The sequence below is a fragment of the Aquimarina latercula DSM 2041 genome (genome assembly GCF_000430645.1).
GTDB classification, from domain to species: domain Bacteria; phylum Bacteroidota; class Bacteroidia; order Flavobacteriales; family Flavobacteriaceae; genus Aquimarina; species Aquimarina latercula.
On record NZ_AUMK01000005.1, the window covers coordinates 26,976 to 45,989 of the forward strand.

Here is a 19,014-nt window from a genome sequence, read left to right on the forward strand (position 1 = left end):
TACGAGCGAATCATAATAAATACTGGGTGAAATTTTCTTATTTGTATACCAAAATACTAATAGGATTTTTCTTTAGTAGTATTAAATATAAAGGTGAATATGAAGAAAAAGGCCTTCCTATTTTAATGATCAGTAATCATTTCTCTTTTTATGATGGTTTTATTCAAATCTTATTAAATCTAAAAGTCTTTAAACGAAGGTTTAACTTTATGATGCTTGAAAAAGAATTGAAAAAAAACATGATGCTCACCAAAATTGGTGCAAGTTCAATCAATAAAGGAAAAAAGTCTAGTATCGCTAGCCTTGATTATGCTGTCGAAATGCTAGAAGACAAAGAAAATCTATTTTTATTTTTCCCTCAAGGGAGAATCCAAAGTATCTACACAAAAGAATTTACTTTTGAAAAAGGGTTACTTTCTCATATTTTAGCAAATACTAAAAATGATTTCCAATTGGTATACAATATTAACCTTATTAATTATGGCACCAAACTAAGGCCAGATATATCTGCGTACTATGAAACACATACTATTACTAAAAATACAAATGCCGAAGATGTAGAACGACAGTTTAATCGTTTTGCAGAAGTGTGTTTTACAAAACAAGGTGTAAAATGATCTATTTCTGTTATTTTTTAATAATCTTACTTAGTATCAGATTGCTGGTAGCATTTGTTAATTACCTTTCGTTTGCGTATTTACCAAAAACAACTTCATTAACTTCTGTTCCGTCTGTTTCTATTTTAATACCAGCTCGTAATGAGGAAGAAAATATCGGAACTCTACTAGAACAACTATCAACATTCCAATATAATGAGCTAGAAATCATTGTCTATAATGATCACTCGACGGATAAAACGGAGAGTATTATTAAACACTGGGCAGCCCTCAAACCTAACATTAAATTACTAAATGGGGATACGCTTCCAAAAGGTTGGCTAGGTAAAAACCATGCTTGCCATCAACTCGCAAAGGCTGCTACTGGTAACATATTACTTTTTTTAGATGCAGATGTAAGTGTAAAAAAAGGGGTAATCAAACGCAGCATTAGTTATCTTCAGCAACACGATCTACACTTACTATCGATATTTCCAAAGCAAATAGTTAAATCTTTTGGCGAAAAAGTTTCGGTACCTTTAATGAATTGGGTTTTATTAAGCATCCTTCCAATTTACCTAATAAGAAGATCAAAAAATAAAATTTTTTCAGCGGCTAATGGTCAATTTATGATGTTTAAAGCTGCTACATACAAAGAAATATGGCCTCACGAAAGATATAAATCTAACAAAGTAGAAGATATAGCTATTATAAGACTATTTAAACAAAAAAAACTAGCCAGCGACACACGTTTAGGAGATAATGATATTTCTTGTAGAATGTATGTTGGATTAGATGAAGCTATTGAAGGATTTATAAAAAACATATTCCAATTCTTTGGTAATAGTATTTTAGTGACTATTACTTTTGGAATACTAACAACTATCGCACCATTCGTAGTATACCTATACATGGGTTTATGGTGGCTAATTGCTTATCTTTTTGGCATTGTATTCATTCGATTTTTTGTCATGCTAGCAAGTCAACAATCAATTGTTCTAAACCTACTATTAGTCCTACCACAGCATATTATATTTCTTTTAATAATAATTAAGGGGCTCATCAATAACAAACAGAAAAAACTAATATGGAAAGACAGAAATATATTACAAGATCTATAATTTCGATCATAACTATACTGTTTTCAATGCAATTAGGCTTTTCTCAAAGCCCTTATCGTGATCCAATTTACAAAGCTTATTCAAGAGGTAAAATGGATAAATGGTACGAATTAATGCATTCTTGCGAAAAAAATGCTAATCCCAATAATTTCGAAGAACAATTAGAGCTTATCAGTTACTACTATGGCTATACCGCTTGGTTAATTGGGGCAGAAAAAGATGATACAGCTGAGGAATACATCGATAAATCAGAAAGAATTATAGACAAGTTACTAGAGAAATCCCCAGAAAATGCAACTTTGTTAGCCTACAAAGGAGCTTATATCGCATTTACCATTGGTATCTCTAATTTAAAGGCTATTTACTTAGGCAGAAAAAGCATGAGATACATAGATAAATCTATTGAACTTGACCCAGAAAATATTCAAGGAAATATCGAAAAAGGAAACTCTATGTATTACCGCCCGTCTGCTTTTGGTGGAGATAAAGCAGAAGCGATTAAATACTACATTAAGGCAGTTAAAAGCTTTGAAAAACAAGGATTGGTTGTAAATAATTGGATGTACATAAACACAATGACGGCTCTAGGGCAGGCTTATGAAGCTACGGACCAAATACAGTTAGCCAAATTATGTTATGAGAAAATAATGCGAATATTCCCAAACTTTATGTGGGTTGAAGATGAACTCTATCCTGATATGATAAAACGTAATAATCTATAATATTTATCATCCTACTTCATGAAATTTATTATTTATAGGACAACATTAGAACAAGTAAAAATTTTTACATTTTTAAGCATTTTTATTACTTCCATAAACATTAATGCCCAAAATACACCAATAGATAACAGTATTAATCTAAGTAAAACTCCCCCTAGAATTATAAGGGCTTGTTGTGCTTTTGGATATGATTTAAAAATATGGGGAATACCATTTGTTTCGATTGATCAAGTTATTAGTATTGATGATTTGAACGAACATCATTATATGGGTAATAAGGATGAAGGAACGGGAACTATCTATACTAATAAAGGTGGTTTTATAGACATCGGCCACTTACGAGATCAAATAGATTGGACTCGTTATTTATACACTACTATCGTACACTATAAAGGAAAAGGAAAAGTAACCATACCTTTACGTAACGAAGCTGGTCGTAAAACTTTATACTTAAATATACCCGAAGATCTAAGCACCGATGATTCTATTTTATTGGCAGGAAAGATAACATACGATCTCTCTCTCTGGCATGAGATTTCTACTTGGTTTGGAGCATCAACCATCCCATTTATACCAGAAAAATTTTCTAGTTTTTCAGTTGAGGATGTATACTCTAACTTACTTGGGATACACGTAGGAATGAAAACTTTACATTCAAAACTACCTTTTAATAAGGCGGCAACATTGAATATTGGAACCACATTGGACAGTTTAGGAGTTGTTAAAACAGCAAAAGAAACCTATGATGCATATGATGCTATTCATAACAAGTGGTACACAAATAAAAAACGAATCCCTAGTTCTAAAATCACGTTAAAACGTGACCCCGATATACTTCATTCCAGCCGTCCTTGGATAATTCCTAATCAGACAAGCAACAGTACTGACGCTATTGTCTTAGATGTACCCCTTTTAAACACTAAAGGAGAACCTCTTACCAATTTCTATCAATTTACAATTGACCTTAATTATAGATTTCCTGTAGAAGAAATTTTTCCAAATCGAGAAAGCAATCTCATAAATCAAGATGACTTTAGCATCTTAATGAAAAGAATCGCTAATGAAGTACAAATCATGGAACAAAACACCTTCGACGAAAGAGAAGAAAGTTCTAGGAAATAGCAATCTTCTAATATTGTAGTAATAATCTCTATAAACTAGAAATAAAAGAAGTCTACTTTTTTATAGTATTATATAATCTTTCCAACTCCTTAAAAACATCCTTAGAGTTAACAAAAAAAGATTCCTCCTCCTCATTACTATACCTAATGTTATCCCCTATTACTAAACTCCCTTCATAATCTTCAACATTACGTCTAAATGGATATTTTAATCTCCCCAAAACACCTGTTTCTATATTACCTACAAATATACTATCAAACATATCTGGAGCACCGGAAAATTGAATAATTAAATATTTATCAATTAAGACTACTTGTAATACAGAATCCCATCTTAATTTTTCAGGACTGCCAGTTAAATTAAGATCATTCACTAAAAACCATTTTTGTAAATCTCCTTTTTTAACAAAAATTCCGTGAGAGGTTTTATATATTTTATATTCATTATCGCTTACAACTAACTCTGGAGAAGACTTATTATAAAAATGACAATTCCCGCAATAGGATAAAAAGGCTATTTTATCTTTCACATGAAACAACGAATCTTTCTCGTCTAATAATAAATTTAACGTATCATTATTTAAGACAAGAGAATAATTATCAGGGATTTTAATCTTTTCAGTATTCCAATCAACTTTAGGATAAATAATTAAGTTAAAGTATTTATTTTGAGATATCTTTTTCTTTGAAGAATACCCTTTAAAAATCCACTCAAGAGAAGAATCTGGTTTTTTCCTTGGTTCTGAAAATAATTTTTTCTGAATAACTGACAAGAATGGTTTGTTTTCAGGTTTACTTAATAAAGCAGGAACAGGATAAATACGTTTCATCTCACAATAACAACCAAAATCACTGAATTTATAGACTTCATTACTATTTCCATTCACAATTTTAATATCAGTCCCTCCAAATGTACTCCCACTTTCATAAAAAGAATATAAGGTATCTAGTACATTATCATTATTAAAATCTTCAATCACAGGAGGATATTCCTTATGTGATTGAGCCTGTAAGTTTATCATTAACATTAAAAAAACATATCGAATACTGGACCCCTTAATAAACATACTACATCTCTTAATCATAAATAAGTAAACTTATTATCACAAATACTCATGTGAAAACAACTGTCTAATATTTGCATATGAATCCTTAAGTGCCTTTCGAGCTTTTTTTGCATCTTTCCATTTAACCTTCATAATCCCTTCATCTTTCTGAGGTATTAAGATTCCTTTATATTCAGTTTTCATTTCAAACCAATAGGTAACCTTTAACCTAAATTCTCCATTTCTTTTAAAAACATGATAGGTTCTATATAAAAACTTGGTGATTTCTAAACCAGAAACACCTGTTTCCTCCTCTACCTCTCTAATAGCAGTTGTTTCTATATTTTCTTTTTTTTCGGCTTTTCCTTTTGGTAGATCCCATTTACCATTACGGTGAATAAAAAGAATCTCCTTTTTCGAATTATACACCTTACCGCCTCCTGCTATTACTACAGGCAACTTTGTGTACAAATGATCTAATAGCTTTTCCTCGTTTTTATGATGAAAATGATATTTTACCTCCTTGCCCTTATTTTCTTTAAGCAAAATATCCCTTATAATTTTAGGAAAATCTACATCTTTGATATGAATTGTCTCGCAATCCTCAACAGACTCTTTTGTTGAAAGAATAATAGGCGTATTATTCACAAAAACTTTATACATTTGCAACTATGATTTTTGATAAAAATACAGCTAAAAAAACCGCTGAACTACTGTTGCAAATTAACGCAATTAAATTACAACCACAAGAACCTTTTACATGGGCTTCTGGATGGAAGTCTCCAATTTACTGCGATAATCGTGTTACCTTGTCATATCCCGTTATTCGCAATTTTTTACGAGAGCACCTTGCTAAATTTATTGAAGAAAAATATGGAAAACCAGATGTTATTGCCGGTGTCGCAACTGGTGCTATAGGTATTGGTATGCTAGTAGCAGAACACTTAAACCTTCCATTTATCTATGTTCGACCAGAAGCAAAAAAACATGGAAGAAAAAATCAAATAGAAGGAATCGTTCCTTCTGGTAAAAATGTTGTTGTTGTAGAAGACCTAATTAGCACTGGTAAAAGTAGTCTTAATGCTGTAAAAGCATTAAAAGAAGTAAATGCAAATGTAAAAGGAATGGTAGCTATTTTTAACTATGGTTTTGATATAGCTTCAGAAAATTTCGAAGAAGCGGCATTATCTTTGCATACTTTAAGCAATTATGAAAATCTTCTTGAACAAGCATTAGATACTAATTACATTACTCAAGAAGAACAAAAAACACTACAAAGTTGGAGAACAAATCCAGCAGAGTGGAATCAATAAATTTTTATTTCGATGAATTTAGAAAGCCCTACAGTAACTGTAGAAAAAACTCAACAAGAAGTATTTGAATTTTTAACAAAAGTTGAAAACTTCGAACAATTGATGCCTGAAAGCAAACAAAAGTTTGAAAAATTAAATGACTCAAGATTTCTTTTTCAACTAAAAGGAATGCCAGAAATTGTTTTAGAACAAAAAGGAAGCACAGAACACTCAACCGTTATTCTTGGAGCAGCTAGCGAAAAACTGCCATTTACACTTACAGCTAATATTGTGGATATAGAAAATGGAAAAAGTACAACGCAACTTATATTTGAAGGACAATTCAATGCTATGATGGGAATGATGATCAAAAATCCTATTCAAAATTTCATTAATACTTTAAGTGAAAATATTAGTAAGATTTAATTACTATTATTAATACAACAGTCTTATTTCTTTTAGATCAAAACTTTGTATAACCTCATCTTCTAGAAGTATCTGAAGCTTTCCGGCTGAAGTAATACTCTGGATAATACCAACAAAAGAATCCCCCTTTACATCCAAAAATGTAGAGGGTTTATTTTTTCTGAATAGTAAAGATTCATATTCTCTTTTTATATTTTGGAAATTAGAATTATGAAGTATAGAAAATCTATATTCTAGTTTTGCTAACAAAACAGACAACACTTCATCTATATCAAAACTCCTACCTAAAACTTTTTTTAGAGATCCCGCTAACGGAAGATTATCAAAATCCTGTTGATTTACATTTATACCAATACCAATAATTGCTCCTCGTAATCTGCCATTATTAACAACATTCTCAATTAAAATACCACACATCTTTAACTTATCTGACAGAATGTCGTTAGGCCATTTAATAGATAACTTAGGCAACTTTAACAAATCCAAAGCATCATAAACACCTAATGAAACAGTCATTGAAATATAAAACTGTTCCATAACATCAAGGTCATTAATCGGCACAAACACACTACACGTAAGGTTTTCTCCTGGATTACTTTGCCAAGTTGTTCCCATTTGTCCCTTACCTTCCAATTGTTCTCTCGCTACAACGCAAGTAGATTTTGTTAAATATTTCTCCCGATTCATATCCCTCAGGAAAGTATTTGTAGAGCCAATGGCATCAACTTTGATTATATCCATAAATAACGATGTGAAAGTTTTTACAAATGTCCGGAAATACAGACATTAAAACCATAAAAAGTAATAACTTTACACAAATTAAAAAAATGCATGATTAAAAAAGAAATCGGTACTGATCAATTAATAACCCAAATTATTAAAGGTATTGAAGAAGTGAAGGGTAATGACATTACTATTTTAGATCTTAGAGAAATCGAAAATACAGTTTGTAATTATTTTGTTATTTGCAATGGAACCTCTAATACTCAAGTAAACGCCATTGTTAATTCCATCCAAAAAACAGTTAGCAAATCAATAAAAGATAAACCTTGGCATGTAGAGGGAGGTGAAAATGCTGAATGGGTACTGATTGATTATGTAAATGTAGTTGTACATGTTTTTCAAAAGCATATTAGAGAATTTTATGACATCGAAGGATTATGGGGCGATGCTAAAACTACAACTATCGAAACAAACTATTAAAAAAAGCGTAAATGGCTAAAGAGAATAAAAAAATGGAACCAAATAAAAAACCAAAGTTTAGCGCATATTGGATTTATGGTGTTATAATTGTTGGTTTTTTAGCATTAAATTTTTTAGGTGGAGGAAACATGGGATCTGCTCCCGAAACAACTCCTTCTGACTTCAATAACTTTTTAAGTAACGGCGAAGTAGAGCGTGTATCAATTATCAATAGACGTAAAGCTAAAGTATTTCTGACGCAAGAAGCTAAAAGTCAAGAAAAACACACCAAAAACAAAAAGAATTCAATTTTACCCGCTAGTCCAAATGATCCAGATTACGAATTTGAGTTCGGAGATCTACAAAATTTCGAAAACGAAATCGCTAGAATTAAAAGTGAAAATGGAGTGGCCACTGAAGTAGGTTATGACACCGAAAGCAATATGTGGGGTGATATATTTATTACTTTGCTTCCCTTTGCACTTATCATCGGAGTATGGATCTTTATCATGCGTAGGATGAGTGGTGGCGCTGGTGGAGGTGCTGGTGGTCAAATTTTCAATATTGGAAAATCAAAAGCAAAACTTTTCGATCAGAATACTGACGTAAAAGTTTCTTTTGAAAATGTAGCCGGTCTGGAAGGAGCCAAAGAAGAAGTGCAAGAAATTGTAGACTTTCTTAAAAACCCTGAAAAATACACTTCATTAGGAGGAAAAATACCAAAAGGAGCCTTATTAGTAGGACCTCCTGGAACAGGTAAAACTTTATTAGCAAAAGCAGTTGCCGGAGAAGCTAAAGTTCCTTTTTTCTCATTATCAGGATCTGATTTTGTAGAAATGTTTGTTGGTGTAGGAGCTTCTAGAGTTCGTGACTTATTTAAACAAGCCAAAGAAAAATCTCCTGCAATTATTTTTATTGATGAGATAGACGCTATTGGTCGAGCAAGAGGTAAGAGTAATTTTTCTGGATCAAATGACGAAAGAGAAAATACACTAAACCAGTTATTAACAGAAATGGATGGTTTTGGAACAAATACAAACGTTATTGTTATTGCTGCAACAAACCGAGCTGATGTATTGGATAAAGCATTAATGAGAGCAGGACGTTTTGACAGACAAATCTATGTTGACCTTCCTGATGTAAGAGAGCGTAAAGAAATTTTCGAAGTGCATTTAAAACCTCTTAAAAAAGAAGAAGGATTAGATACTGACTTCTTATCAAAACAAACACCTGGTTTTTCCGGTGCAGATATTGCTAATGTTTGTAATGAAGCGGCTCTTATTGCTGCTCGTAAAGGAAATAAGGCTGTTGGAAAACAAGACTTCCTTGACGCTGTAGACAGAATTGTAGGTGGATTAGAAAAGAAAAACAAAATCATCACACCTGGAGAAAAACGTGCAATCGCCTTTCACGAAGCTGGTCATGCTACCGTAAGCTGGATGTTAGAACATGCTGCACCACTTGTAAAGGTTACTATTGTTCCAAGAGGTCAATCACTTGGAGCTGCTTGGTATCTTCCTGAAGAGAGACTTATTGTACGTCCTAATCAAATGCTAGATGAAATGTGCGCTACTCTTGGAGGTCGTGCTGCAGAAAAAGTGATTTTTAATGAAATCTCAACTGGAGCATTAAGTGACTTAGAAAAGGTAACAAAACAAGCACGTGCAATGGTTACTATATATGGTCTTAATGATAAAATAGGAAATCTAACCTATTATGATTCTTCTGGACAAAATGAATATGGTTTTACGAAACCATATAGCGAACAGACCAGTGAACTTATTGATAAAGAAATTTCCAATATTATCGAACAGCAATATCAACGTGCTATCAAACTTCTGGAGAATAATAAAGATAAACTTACTGAACTTGCAGAAGTTTTATTAGAGAAAGAAGTAATTTTCAAAGACAATCTTGAAAAGATTTTCGGAGAACGTCCGTTTGATAAAAAAGAAGAAACTATAATCGAACCATCGTAAACGATTATTTCGATTTTACTAGTAAATTAAAAAAATCTTAATCTAACACTCTATTTAGATTAAGATTTTTTTATCTTTGAAAGTATTGTTAACCCGTAAATCCCCGATCGAATCTAAAAATGAGTCTATTTAGAAGAATATTTTCCTCAAAATCTAAATCAGACCAAAAGAGTAAGGAACGACACACTGAAGATCGCAGTAAATATATGCCAGAAATCAACCTTCCGGTTGATGAAAGTTTTATGATTAATTTCAAAAGAAATGGAGGCAAATTTTTATATTGTGATAGTGACAAAGAAGTTCTAGATTCTTTTGATAAGATCCTTTTAGAAAATGATTGGTATGAAAAAGATGTTTGCTGTTTCGACATGGGACTAGAACATAAGTTTTCTGGTTTCAACCTTAACTATATAAAAAAATCTCCAGCCTCTTTCTTTTTTGCCACTTGCGAATATCTAATTGCAGATAGTGGAGCCATTCTTATATCTTCTAATCAACTTAGAGAAAAAAAGTTAACAGAGTTACCTGATGACTTTATAATACTTGCGTCCACTAGCCAACTAGTTAAAAGTATTGGAGAAGGTTTAAAAGGAATCAAAGAAAAAAACAAAAACTCAATTCCTTCTAATATTACTACTATAAAAAACTTCGAACCACAAAAAGAAAAAGACTTCTTAAGTTACGGAAGTAGCTCAAAAAATCTATATTTGCTGCTGCTGGAAGATTTATAATATGAAGGAACTGCTCACAAGGTCTTTATCGGGATTTTTATATATCTCGATACTATTAATTTCTATATTTATTTCTAAATATACCTTTATCGGAGTATTCTTAATCTTTGGTATCATCTGTATTTATGAGTTTCAAAAATTGATTCACCTAAAGAATACTTGGTTATATATCATATTTATTGGATTTTTACTTTTATTCCACACTCCTAATTTAAAAGTTCCATTATCAGTCATTTTAGTAACTCTTGGACTTACCATTATTACTCAATTATTTCTGGTTAGAGATTTAATTACAATTAGGATCATTCCGATGTTCGAAAAAAGAAAATATTTTACCAGTATATTTTTTCTTATCACATCCATCGTTTTTCTAACACTTATCCCGTGTTATAACGACACATATGATCCTATTATGATAGCTGGACCGCTTCTTATGATATGGACAAATGACACCTTTGCTTATTTAGTTGGCAAAAATTTTGGAAAGCACAAATTATTGGAACGTATATCGCCAAAAAAAACCATCGAAGGTTTTATTGGAGGTTTTCTTTTTACTTTATTAGCGGGATATTTGATAGCAATCTTTTCACACACTTTATCAATACCTCTTTGGTTGATTATAAGTATAATTATGAGTATTTTTGGCACTCTTGGAGATCTTATACAATCCAAATTCAAAAGACAAGCTGGAGTAAAGGATAGCGGATCAATAATGCCAGGACATGGCGGCATTTTCGATCGTTTAGATAGTATTATTTTTGCGAGTCCATTTTTATACGCATTTTTACAAATATTAAGATATGTTTCATAAAGAAGGTTATAAAATTATATCAGTAGCAATAGTACTTTTTCTTGGTATAAATGCAGCATCGTATGTATCAATACAGATAGATGAATGGATTATTGCAATTTTTTCTGTTACACTAGTTTTTCTGATATTGATATTACAGTTTTTCAGAAACCCAAAAAGGCATACTGATGTCAATGACAATACTGTAGTGGCACCAGTAGATGGGAAGGTAGTAGTAATAGAAGAAGTATTCGAGAAAGAATATTTTAAAGAAAATAGATTACAGGTTTCTATCTTCATGTCTCCTATTAATGTACACGTAACCAGACACCCAATAAATGGCGAGGTTAAGTTCAGTAAATACCATCCTGGTAAATACCTAGTTGCCTGGCACCCTAAGGCCTCAGAAGAAAACGAAAGAACTACAGTAGTTGTAAAAAACAATTTTATTGAAGTGCTTTATCGACAAATCGCCGGGGCATTAGCAAAAAGAATTGTAAATTATGCTGAAGAAGGTGAAAAAGTAGCACAGGGTTCTGATAGTGGATTCATAAAATTTGGCTCTAGAGTTGATGTTTATCTACCTGTTGGCACAGAAGTTAATGTAACTTTAAACCAAAAAGTTAGAGGTGGAGAAAGTATTATCGCTAATGTATAAGTATGACCGATGAGGAATTAAATATCGCTTTCCAAAAGGCTTTTGATAAAGCCAGTAGTACTACTATAGAATTACCTCCTGATGTTATGTTACATTTCTATGCGTACTATAAACAAGCAATGCATACAGAAGGTTTTTATACTCCATCTGGGAATAGCGAATTGAGAAATGCATTTAAACTAAATGCTCTTTTTCAAGTTAAAAATCTTACCCCAAAAGAAGCCAAACTAAAATACATTGAGATTGTAAATAAATACATCACGGATATATAAAAAAAGCACTTTTATAAAAGTGCTTTTTTTTATTCTATGTGCTATTGAATCTACTACTTCAACCCAGAAAGACTTGATTTTAGAGTAGCTATTTTAGCTTCCGCATCTGCTTCTTTCTTTCTTTCATTAGCAATAACTTGCTCAGGAGCGTTGTTTACAAATCGTTCATTTTGAAGTTTCTTCTGAACAGATTTCAAAAACCCCTCGGTATATGCTAATTCTTCAGTAAGTTTTTTAATCTCATCCTCAACATTAACAGCTCCAGATATAGGAACAAAATACTCATTAGATTTAACTCTAAAGGAAAGCGCTCCATCCACCTTCTCCCCTACATAAACCAAAGAAGAAACATTACCTAATTTTGACACAACCGAATCAAAAGTTTTTGGAGTATTTTCACTATTTACTATTGATAACTCAATGGTATCTTTGAATGAGATATTCTTTTCTTTACGAATCGTTCTAATTCCAGAAATTACATCACTAGCAACTTCAAATTCTTTAATCAGATTTTTATCTACAGTAGTAATCTGAGGCCAACTAGATACTATCAAAGCTTCTTCTGGAGTTCTCTTAGTAATATCTTGCCAGATCTCTTCTGAAATAAAAGGAACAAAAGGATGAGAAATTTTTAGATTATCCTCTAAGATCTCAATCACTTCTTTATATGTTTTAGCATCAATTGGAGCCTGATAAGCCGGTTTAATCATTTCTAACAACCAACTACTAAAATCATCTCTAACTAGCTTATATGTAATCATCAAAGCGTCACTTATCCTATATTTAGCATAAGCATCCTCTAATTCAATCAATGCTTTCTGAAACTTAGATCGATACCATTCTATCGCCACTTTAGAAGCTTCTGGTTGCTCAATAATCGAATCCACTTCCCAACCACTAATAAGATTATAAGAGTTATAAATTTTATTTACAAAGGACTTCCTTCCTTGATCACATAAATCTTCATCAAACATTAGATCATTTCCGGCTGGCGAACTTAATAACATCCCTACTCTGATAGCGTCTGCTCCATATTTATCAATTAAATCTAATGGATCAGGAGAATTTCCTAAAGATTTTGACATTTTACGTCTTTGCTTATCTCTTACAATACCCGTAAGATATACATTCGTAAAAGGTTTTTCTTTTCTATATTCATAACCAGCAATAATCATTCTTGCCACCCAAAAGAATAAAATTTCTGGTGCAGTTACTAAATCGTTGGTAGGGTAATAGTAATTGATTTCCTTATTATCTGGCTCTAAAATTCCATTAAACACACTCATTGGCCATAACCATGATGAGAACCAGGTATCAAGTGCATCAGGATCCTGAGTTAAATCAGCATCGGTTAAGGCAACGTTTCCTGTTTTTTCTTTTGCTAAAGCAAGTGCCTCTTCTCTAGTTTCTGCAACAACAAAATCTTCTTTACCATCAGCATAAAAATAAGCTGGTATTTGATGTCCCCACCACAATTGACGAGATATATTCCAGTCTCGCACATTCTCCATCCAATGACGGTAGGTATTTATAAACTTTTCTGGAACTAAATTAACATCCTTATCCAAAACAGCATCTAACGCAGGTTTTGCCAAACCTTCCATCTTTAAAAACCATTGATCACTCAATTTTGGCTCTATTACAGCTTTAGTTCGCTCACTGGTCCCTACCTTATTAAGATGTGTTTCTGTTTTTTCTAGCACGCCTATAGATTCAAGCTCCTTAAGGATCTCTTTTCTTACTACGAATCTATCTTTACCTTCATAATGTAACCCAAACGAATTTAAAGTAGCATCATCATTAAAGATATCTATAACTTCTAATTTATGCTTATCTCCTAAAACTTTGTCATTCTGATCATGAGCAGGGGTTACCTTTAAACATCCAGTACCAAATTCCATATCCACATATTCATCTTCAATAATAGGAATAGCTCTATTAGCAATTGGCACTATTGCTTTTTTTCCTTTCAGGTGGGAAAAACGTTCATCATTTGGATTAATACAAATTGCTGTATCACCCATTATTGTTTCTGGACGTGTAGTAGCGATTGTTAATGTATCATCACTTCCTTCTATTTTATATTTTAAATAATAAAGATTCCCCTGTTTTTCTTCATAAATCACTTCTTCATCAGACAAAGTAGTCTTAGCTTCAGGATCCCAATTAACCATTCGGTACCCTCTATAAATAAGACCTTTATTATATAAATCAACAAAAACTTTGATCACGGAAGCAGACAAATTGTCATCCATTGTGAAAGCCGTTCGTTCCCAATCACAAGATGCTCCCAGTTTTTTAAGTTGTTCTAGAATTATTCCACCATGCTTATGAGTCCATTCCCAAGCATGTTCTAAAAACTCTGATCTTGTTAAATCATTTTTATCAATCCCGTCTGCTTTTAGCTTTGCAACTACTTTAGCCTCGGTAGCAATAGAAGCGTGATCGGTACCTGGAACCCAACATGCATTATATCCTTTCAGACGAGCTCTCCTGATCAATACATCTTGTATTGTATTGTTAAGCATATGCCCCATGTGCAATACTCCTGTAACATTTGGCGGAGGAATGACTATAGTATATGCCTCTCTTTCATCAACTTCAGAATGGAAATAATTATTTTCCATCCAATAGTTATACCACTTGTCTTCTACTGATTTTGCATCATATTTTCCTGCTAAAGCCATAGTTTGGTCCGATTTTTGGATTTTAGAGTGCAAAAGTAATTATTATATACGACAACTTGAAAGTCTTTTGCAATTTTGAAGTTGAATAAAAAGTAACTACTTTTACACATTATAAAAACCTACGTTATGAAAAATGTAATGATGATTTTATTTATTGGTTTTCTGGGAATTACCCTAAACGCTCAGGATGCCAAAGCGAAAATCGATTTTAAAACAGAAGTGATTGATTATGGGGAAATTTCCAAGGGTAGTGATGGAATTCGCCAATTTGAGTTCACAAACACAGGAAATGCTCCGTTAATTATTTCCAGAGTATACTCTAGTTGTGGTTGTACCATACCTAAAAAACCTGAAGATCCTATTGCTCCTGGAGCAACTGGAGTAATTGAAGTAAAATATGACACAAAACGTGTTGGTCCAATTCGTAAAACAATAACAGTTTATTCTAACGCAGAAGAATCTACTAAAGCAATAAAAATAAAAGGTACGGTATTAGACGACACAAAGAGTGTTCTTGAAAAAAAGAATTAAAAAGAATTAACATATTAAAAAAAGGTTTTACGACTTATTCGTAAAACCTTTTTTTATATCACTTTTTTAAGATAAAAGGTAAATTTAATGACCACTCCCAATCTCTCTACCTTAATTGTAATTTTTTTTCCCTCTTCTGAATAAAACAAATCATTCATATCAGAGAGCTTGTACAAATGTGATGCTCTACCATTAACTTCTAAGACCTTATCGCCTTTTAACAATCCAGCTATCGCAGCAGGAGAATCAGGTCTAACTTCAGTAATCTTATATTCTGGTTGTAATGAATATACAAAGGAACTTGCATCCGCTTTAAATACATTTATTGAAATCTTACCATTATCTTTTGTTACAAAATCTAAAGAAGGACGAGAAGGACTTCTACGAATATTATAATCCTTTAAAACCCTTACACCACTATGTTGAATTGTAAGCCCACTCATATTATAATGAAATGGTTTATCGAAAAAACTATTTTTCTTATAAGTTATTTTCTTATTAGGATAATCAATAATCATATTGAATCTTTTTAAGACACTACCACCAATAGAACCTTGACGTGATTTTAAAGAAATTCCTTGTATATACAGAGAATCTGGAAAAGAAGCTGTTATTTCTTTTATCTCGAAATCCCCAATAGCCAAACCTTTTACTTTTGTTTTCTTTCCATATATCTCTCCATTAAATCCTGTACCCAGAAAATCATCAAAAGAATCACTTGGAGCTTTAAGGTTAATTTCTGAGTTTTCGAAAAGCCATAATGCAGAACTAGATCCTGAATCTAGCAAAAGATTAACATCTAAATACCCAGTACTTGTTTTATACTTAGCCTTAATCAATGGTCTTTTCCTACCATTACTTAGATCTAAATCAGTTTGATAACATTTTCTACATTTCTTATAGGTATATGATTCTGGATCATAGATTTTTATATACTCTTTTGTGTAATTAATATTAAGAATAAATTTTTTAAAAAAATCATATCCGATTATACCATGAATTGGAAAACCCATTAGAGGAGAAAAGTTCATAGACTCATCAAAAATCATGTAAACTGTATGATCATCACTATACGTTTCTCCTATTTTTAATAAATTATTGGTAGATTTAATGGCTTCTGCAGGGGCTTCATTTCCTAAACCTCTAAGGTAAATTTTAGAAGCATTTTTTAATTCTAAAGACTCCCTTTTATCAATACTAAATAAAATAGTGGAACCTACTCCTGTATCTAAAATAAAAGATAGTTTAACTCCGTTGAGCTCAACAGGGATAATAATAAGGTTATTAGCTAGTTCAAATTTAATCTTATCACTAGTCTGACCTTGTGGTAGTTTAAAACCTTCTTGAGCATTTAGTGTAAAAGAAACGAGCAAAAATAGAATTAGGGCCTTCTCTTTAAGAAAATGATAAAAATCCCAGTACAAAATCTCCATTCCAATAAATATAGAAAAATACTTGAAAATTCCTGATAATAATTAACTTAAATCCTAAATAATTTAAGAAATTTACCGCTATTTTACTTTTTAAATTAAATGGAATGCCTGTAATATCAAGTAAAGGAAAAGCGATGCCCGAATCTCCAATTCGTAAATTAGCTCCTTTTGCAGAAAAAGCGGTAAAAGAAGGAAAGCATATTTTTCATCTTAATATCGGACAACCGGACATAAAGACTCCTATAGAGGCCTTAAATGCAGTAAGAAATCATAAACTAGATGTTTTAGCATATAGTCATTCTGCCGGTTTTGAGAGCTTTAGAAAAAAACTAGCTGGTTATTACGCTAAACACGATATTACGATATCATCAGATGATATTTTGGTTACCACTGGAGGAAGCGAAGCGTTAATCTTTACAATGGGTAGTATTACAGATCCAGGAGACGAAATTATCGTCCCTGAACCGTTCTATGCTAATTACTATAGTTTCTCTACACAATCAACGGTAACTGTTGTTCCTGTAATTTCTCAGATTGATAATGGTTTTGCACTACCACCAATAAAAGATTTTGAAAAACTTATTACACCAAAAACCAAAGCTATACTTATCTGTAATCCAGGAAATCCAACGGGGTATCTTTATAGTAAGGAAGAAATAAAACAGCTTGCTGATTTAGCAATAAAATATGATTTGTTTTTAATTTCTGACGAAGTGTACAGAGAGTTTGTATATGATGACTCAGAACATTACTCGATTTTACAAGAAAGAATTCTTGACGATCACGCAATAGTAGTTGATTCAGTTTCTAAACGTTACAGTATGTGTGGAGCACGAATAGGTTGTATGGTTAGTAAGAATAAAAGTGTCATGGAAACAGCAATGAAATTTGCACAAGCAAGATTAAGTCCTCCCACTTTTGCTCAAATCGCCAGCGAAGCTGCGCTAGAAGCTCCAGAATCATATTACACCGAAACTGTAGCAAAATATAAAATCAGAAGAGACACGCTTGTCGATGGACTTAGACAGATTCCAGGCGTTAAAGTAGCAACACCTAATGGCGCATTTTATTGCATTGCAGAATTACCAATAGAAGATGCGGATCATTTTACCAAATGGCTTTTAGATGAGTTTCATGTAAATAACGAAACCGTTATGCTTGCTCCTGCTGCTGGTTTTTACTCTAGTCCAAATGAAGGATTAAACCAAGTTAGAATTGCGTATGTTTTAAATAGAAGAGATTTAAAAAAGGCGATTAATATATTAAAACTTGCTTTAGCAAAATATACTGATCAAAAATCTTTTAGCATCATCAAAGAGAAAGTTAGCCTATAAAATGATAAATAATCATATATTTCACTTTCAGAATAAGTAAAAAATCGCGTACAACTAAAACCATATCCTTTTTGAAAATAGAACAAAACAAATCTCTCAAAAAACACAATACATTCGGTATTGATGTAAAAGCTAAAGAATTTATAAAAATCAATTCTGAAAAAGAGCTTATAGAGACACTTTCTATTCACAAGAATAAGGACATTTTTATTCTCAGTGGAGGAAGCAATATGCTCTTAACTAAAGATCTAGAATCCTTAGTATTATATATTGCAATAAAAGGCATAAGTACTGCTAAACAATCAGATAATCATGTATTAGTTTCTGCTTCTGCAGGAGAGAATTGGCATGATTTTGTTCAATACTGTATCAATAATGATTATGGGGGTTTAGAAAACCTTTCATTAATCCCTGGATATGTAGGTAGTGCTCCCATACAGAATATTGGGGCATATGGGGTAGAACTAAAAGATAGTTTTGTTAGTTGCGAAACGATAAATTTAACTACCGGAAAAAAAAGAATTTTTAATAAAGAACAATGTAGTTTCGGATATCGAAATTCCGTTTTCAAAAGTGAATTAAAAGGAAGGTATATAATTACCAAAGTTACCTTTAAATTATCTACAAAAGAACACAGTCTAAACACCAGTTATGGCGCAATAGAAAATGCTCTAAAAGATAAAAACATTAACACCCCAACTATTAAAGATGTTTCGGAAGCAGTAATCGCTATTCGAAAAAGCAAATTACCTGACCCCGCTATTATAGGAAATAGCGGAAGCTTTTTTAAAAACCCGGTAATTTCGATAGAAGCTTTTAATAATTTACAAAAATCATACGCAGACATACCACACTACCAAGTAGACGAACAAAATATAAAAGTACCTGCAGGATGGCTTATAGAACAATCGGGATTTAAAGGAAAACGATGGGGAGATGCTGGAGTACATGATAAGCAAGCATTAGTATTAGTAAACCATAACAATGCGAATGGACAAGAAATCCTAGAGCTTTCAATAAAAATAAAGAACACTATTAAAGAAAAATTTGATATTTCTCTAGAAACAGAGGTAAACATAATTTAAGTAATAGT

General features: G+C 32.1%; 20 protein-coding genes. 15 read left to right on the plus strand and 5 right to left on the minus strand.

All coding sequences use genetic code 11. From position 1 onward, the window contains the following. The first annotated feature begins 41 nt into the window (after nt 1-41). Genes H526_RS0107215 through H526_RS30700 form a run of 4 tightly spaced genes read left to right on the plus strand, consistent with a single transcriptional unit; the run spans nt 42 to nt 3,561 of the window. The gene (locus H526_RS0107215; protein WP_211237831.1) at nt 42-617 is read left to right on the plus strand and encodes a 1-acyl-sn-glycerol-3-phosphate acyltransferase; all 576 of its coding nucleotides are present in this window, start codon (nt 42-44) and stop codon (nt 615-617) included. After that, complete coding sequence (locus H526_RS0107220) at nt 614-1,717, plus strand: glycosyltransferase family 2 protein (RefSeq protein WP_027392381.1); 1,104 nt, start codon at nt 614-616, stop codon at nt 1,715-1,717. Before H526_RS0107215 ends, H526_RS0107220 begins: the two co-directional genes overlap by 4 nt. A gap of 26 nt (nt 1,718-1,743) precedes the next feature. Further along, nucleotides 1,744-2,439 (plus strand): tetratricopeptide repeat protein, encoded by a 696-nt coding sequence (locus tag H526_RS0107225; RefSeq protein WP_027392382.1) that lies wholly within the window; start codon nt 1,744-1,746, stop codon nt 2,437-2,439. Nucleotides 2,440-2,457: 18 nt separating this feature from the next. Further along, nucleotides 2,458-3,561 (plus strand): DUF4056 domain-containing protein, encoded by a 1,104-nt coding sequence (locus H526_RS30700; RefSeq protein WP_051336040.1) that lies wholly within the window; start codon nt 2,458-2,460, stop codon nt 3,559-3,561. Nucleotides 3,562-3,613: 52 nt separating this feature from the next. Here H526_RS30700 and H526_RS0107235 read toward each other — a convergent pair whose 3' ends face one another. Both H526_RS0107235 and H526_RS0107240 read right to left on the minus strand, forming a co-directional pair. Further along, nucleotides 3,614-4,582 (minus strand): hypothetical protein, encoded by a 969-nt coding sequence (locus tag H526_RS0107235; RefSeq protein ID WP_155839636.1) that lies wholly within the window; start codon nt 4,580-4,582, stop codon nt 3,614-3,616. Between the two features lie 81 nt (nt 4,583-4,663). After that, nucleotides 4,664-5,269, minus strand: a complete 606-nt coding sequence (locus H526_RS0107240) for an NUDIX hydrolase (RefSeq protein ID WP_027392384.1) — start codon at nt 5,267-5,269, stop codon at nt 4,664-4,666. Nucleotides 5,270-5,277: 8 nt separating this feature from the next. Here H526_RS0107240 and pyrE point away from each other — a divergent pair, with 8 nt between their 5' ends. Beyond that, nucleotides 5,278-5,919, plus strand: coding sequence for an orotate phosphoribosyltransferase (gene pyrE / locus H526_RS0107245; protein ID WP_027392385.1), 642 nt, complete (start codon nt 5,278-5,280; stop codon nt 5,917-5,919). 12 nt (nt 5,920-5,931) lie between these two features. After that, nucleotides 5,932-6,324 carry an SRPBCC family protein gene (locus tag H526_RS0107250; protein ID WP_027392386.1) on the plus strand — a complete coding sequence of 131 codons (393 nt, stop codon included), beginning with the start codon at nt 5,932-5,934 and terminating at the stop codon, nt 6,322-6,324. Nucleotides 6,325-6,333: 9 nt separating this feature from the next. On the opposite strand, the gene H526_RS0107255 is transcribed toward H526_RS0107250, so the two are convergent. Then, nucleotides 6,334-7,065 carry a biotin--[acetyl-CoA-carboxylase] ligase gene (locus H526_RS0107255; RefSeq protein ID WP_027392387.1) on the minus strand — a complete coding sequence of 244 codons (732 nt, stop codon included), beginning with the start codon at nt 7,063-7,065 and terminating at the stop codon, nt 6,334-6,336. 90 nt (nt 7,066-7,155) lie between these two features. Between H526_RS0107255 and rsfS the strand changes: the two genes are divergently transcribed. The 6 genes from rsfS to H526_RS0107285 all read left to right on the plus strand — a co-directional run bounded on the left by rsfS (nt 7,156) and on the right by H526_RS0107285 (nt 11,936). Further along, nucleotides 7,156-7,527: a ribosome silencing factor gene (rsfS, locus tag H526_RS0107260; RefSeq protein ID WP_027392388.1), complete on the plus strand. Its 372-nt coding sequence runs from the start codon at nt 7,156-7,158 to the stop codon at nt 7,525-7,527. Between the two features lie 11 nt (nt 7,528-7,538). After that, nucleotides 7,539-9,485: an ATP-dependent zinc metalloprotease FtsH gene (gene ftsH / locus H526_RS0107265; RefSeq protein ID WP_027392389.1), complete on the plus strand. Its 1,947-nt coding sequence runs from the start codon at nt 7,539-7,541 to the stop codon at nt 9,483-9,485. A gap of 119 nt (nt 9,486-9,604) precedes the next feature. After that, nucleotides 9,605-10,216, plus strand: a complete 612-nt coding sequence (locus tag H526_RS0107270) for an LUD domain-containing protein (RefSeq protein WP_027392390.1) — start codon at nt 9,605-9,607, stop codon at nt 10,214-10,216. A 1-nt stretch (nt 10,217) separates the two neighbouring features. Further along, on the plus strand, nt 10,218-11,027 hold the full coding sequence (locus H526_RS0107275) for a phosphatidate cytidylyltransferase (protein ID WP_027392391.1): 810 nt from the start codon (nt 10,218-10,220) through the stop codon (nt 11,025-11,027). Further along, the gene (locus H526_RS0107280; RefSeq protein WP_027392392.1) at nt 11,017-11,664 is read left to right on the plus strand and encodes a phosphatidylserine decarboxylase family protein; all 648 of its coding nucleotides are present in this window, start codon (nt 11,017-11,019) and stop codon (nt 11,662-11,664) included. Before H526_RS0107275 ends, H526_RS0107280 begins: the two co-directional genes overlap by 11 nt. 2 nt (nt 11,665-11,666) lie before the next feature. After that, complete coding sequence (locus tag H526_RS0107285) at nt 11,667-11,936, plus strand: acyl-CoA-binding protein (RefSeq protein WP_027392393.1); 270 nt, start codon at nt 11,667-11,669, stop codon at nt 11,934-11,936. Nucleotides 11,937-11,989: 53 nt separating this feature from the next. Here H526_RS0107285 and H526_RS0107290 read toward each other — a convergent pair whose 3' ends face one another. Beyond that, the gene (locus H526_RS0107290) at nt 11,990-14,623 is read right to left on the minus strand and encodes a valine--tRNA ligase (RefSeq protein WP_027392394.1); all 2,634 of its coding nucleotides are present in this window, start codon (nt 14,621-14,623) and stop codon (nt 11,990-11,992) included. A 126-nt stretch (nt 14,624-14,749) separates the two neighbouring features. Between H526_RS0107290 and H526_RS0107295 the strand changes: the two genes are divergently transcribed. Next, a complete protein-coding gene (locus H526_RS0107295; protein ID WP_027392395.1) occupies nt 14,750-15,154 on the plus strand; it encodes a DUF1573 domain-containing protein in 405 nt (134 codons plus the stop codon). Nucleotides 15,155-15,207: 53 nt separating this feature from the next. On the opposite strand, the gene H526_RS0107300 is transcribed toward H526_RS0107295, so the two are convergent. Then, nucleotides 15,208-16,587, minus strand: coding sequence for an aspartyl protease family protein (locus H526_RS0107300; protein ID WP_051336041.1), 1,380 nt, complete (start codon nt 16,585-16,587; stop codon nt 15,208-15,210). Nucleotides 16,588-16,691: 104 nt separating this feature from the next. Between H526_RS0107300 and H526_RS28585 the strand changes: the two genes are divergently transcribed. Together H526_RS28585 and murB are read left to right on the plus strand one after the other, a co-directional pair. Beyond that, entirely contained in the window at nt 16,692-17,921 is a 1,230-nt protein-coding gene (locus tag H526_RS28585) for a pyridoxal phosphate-dependent aminotransferase (protein WP_051336042.1), read from the plus strand. Nucleotides 17,922-17,953: 32 nt separating this feature from the next. Then, nucleotides 17,954-19,006, plus strand: coding sequence for a UDP-N-acetylmuramate dehydrogenase (murB, locus tag H526_RS0107310; protein WP_081415571.1), 1,053 nt, complete (start codon nt 17,954-17,956; stop codon nt 19,004-19,006). Nucleotides 19,007-19,014 lie beyond the last annotated feature (8 nt).

Bases quoted from the DNA above. Each gene is read 5' to 3' on its own strand.
- H526_RS0107220 (WP_027392381.1), top strand. From the start codon at position 614: ATGATCTATTTCTGTTATTTTTTAATAATCTTACTTAGTATCAGATTG.
- H526_RS0107225 (WP_027392382.1), top strand. From the start codon at position 1,744: ATGCAATTAGGCTTTTCTCAAAGCCCTTATCGTGATCCAATTTACAAA.
- H526_RS30700 (WP_051336040.1), top strand. From the start codon at position 2,458: ATGAAATTTATTATTTATAGGACAACATTAGAACAAGTAAAAATTTTT.
- H526_RS0107235 (WP_155839636.1), bottom strand. From the start codon at position 4,582: ATGATAAACTTACAGGCTCAATCACATAAGGAATATCCTCCTGTGATT.
- H526_RS0107240 (WP_027392384.1), bottom strand. From the start codon at position 5,269: ATGTATAAAGTTTTTGTGAATAATACGCCTATTATTCTTTCAACAAAA.
- pyrE (WP_027392385.1), top strand. From the start codon at position 5,278: ATGATTTTTGATAAAAATACAGCTAAAAAAACCGCTGAACTACTGTTG.
- H526_RS0107250 (WP_027392386.1), top strand. From the start codon at position 5,932: ATGAATTTAGAAAGCCCTACAGTAACTGTAGAAAAAACTCAACAAGAA.
- H526_RS0107255 (WP_027392387.1), bottom strand. From the start codon at position 7,065: ATGGATATAATCAAAGTTGATGCCATTGGCTCTACAAATACTTTCCTG.
- rsfS (WP_027392388.1), top strand. From the start codon at position 7,156: ATGATTAAAAAAGAAATCGGTACTGATCAATTAATAACCCAAATTATT.
- ftsH (WP_027392389.1), top strand. From the start codon at position 7,539: ATGGCTAAAGAGAATAAAAAAATGGAACCAAATAAAAAACCAAAGTTT.
- H526_RS0107270 (WP_027392390.1), top strand. From the start codon at position 9,605: ATGAGTCTATTTAGAAGAATATTTTCCTCAAAATCTAAATCAGACCAA.
- H526_RS0107275 (WP_027392391.1), top strand. From the start codon at position 10,218: ATGAAGGAACTGCTCACAAGGTCTTTATCGGGATTTTTATATATCTCG.
- H526_RS0107280 (WP_027392392.1), top strand. From the start codon at position 11,017: ATGTTTCATAAAGAAGGTTATAAAATTATATCAGTAGCAATAGTACTT.
- H526_RS0107285 (WP_027392393.1), top strand. From the start codon at position 11,667: ATGACCGATGAGGAATTAAATATCGCTTTCCAAAAGGCTTTTGATAAA.
- H526_RS0107290 (WP_027392394.1), bottom strand. From the start codon at position 14,623: ATGGCTTTAGCAGGAAAATATGATGCAAAATCAGTAGAAGACAAGTGG.
- H526_RS0107295 (WP_027392395.1), top strand. From the start codon at position 14,750: ATGAAAAATGTAATGATGATTTTATTTATTGGTTTTCTGGGAATTACC.
- H526_RS0107300 (WP_051336041.1), bottom strand. From the start codon at position 16,587: ATGGAGATTTTGTACTGGGATTTTTATCATTTTCTTAAAGAGAAGGCC.
- H526_RS28585 (WP_051336042.1), top strand. From the start codon at position 16,692: ATGCCTGTAATATCAAGTAAAGGAAAAGCGATGCCCGAATCTCCAATT.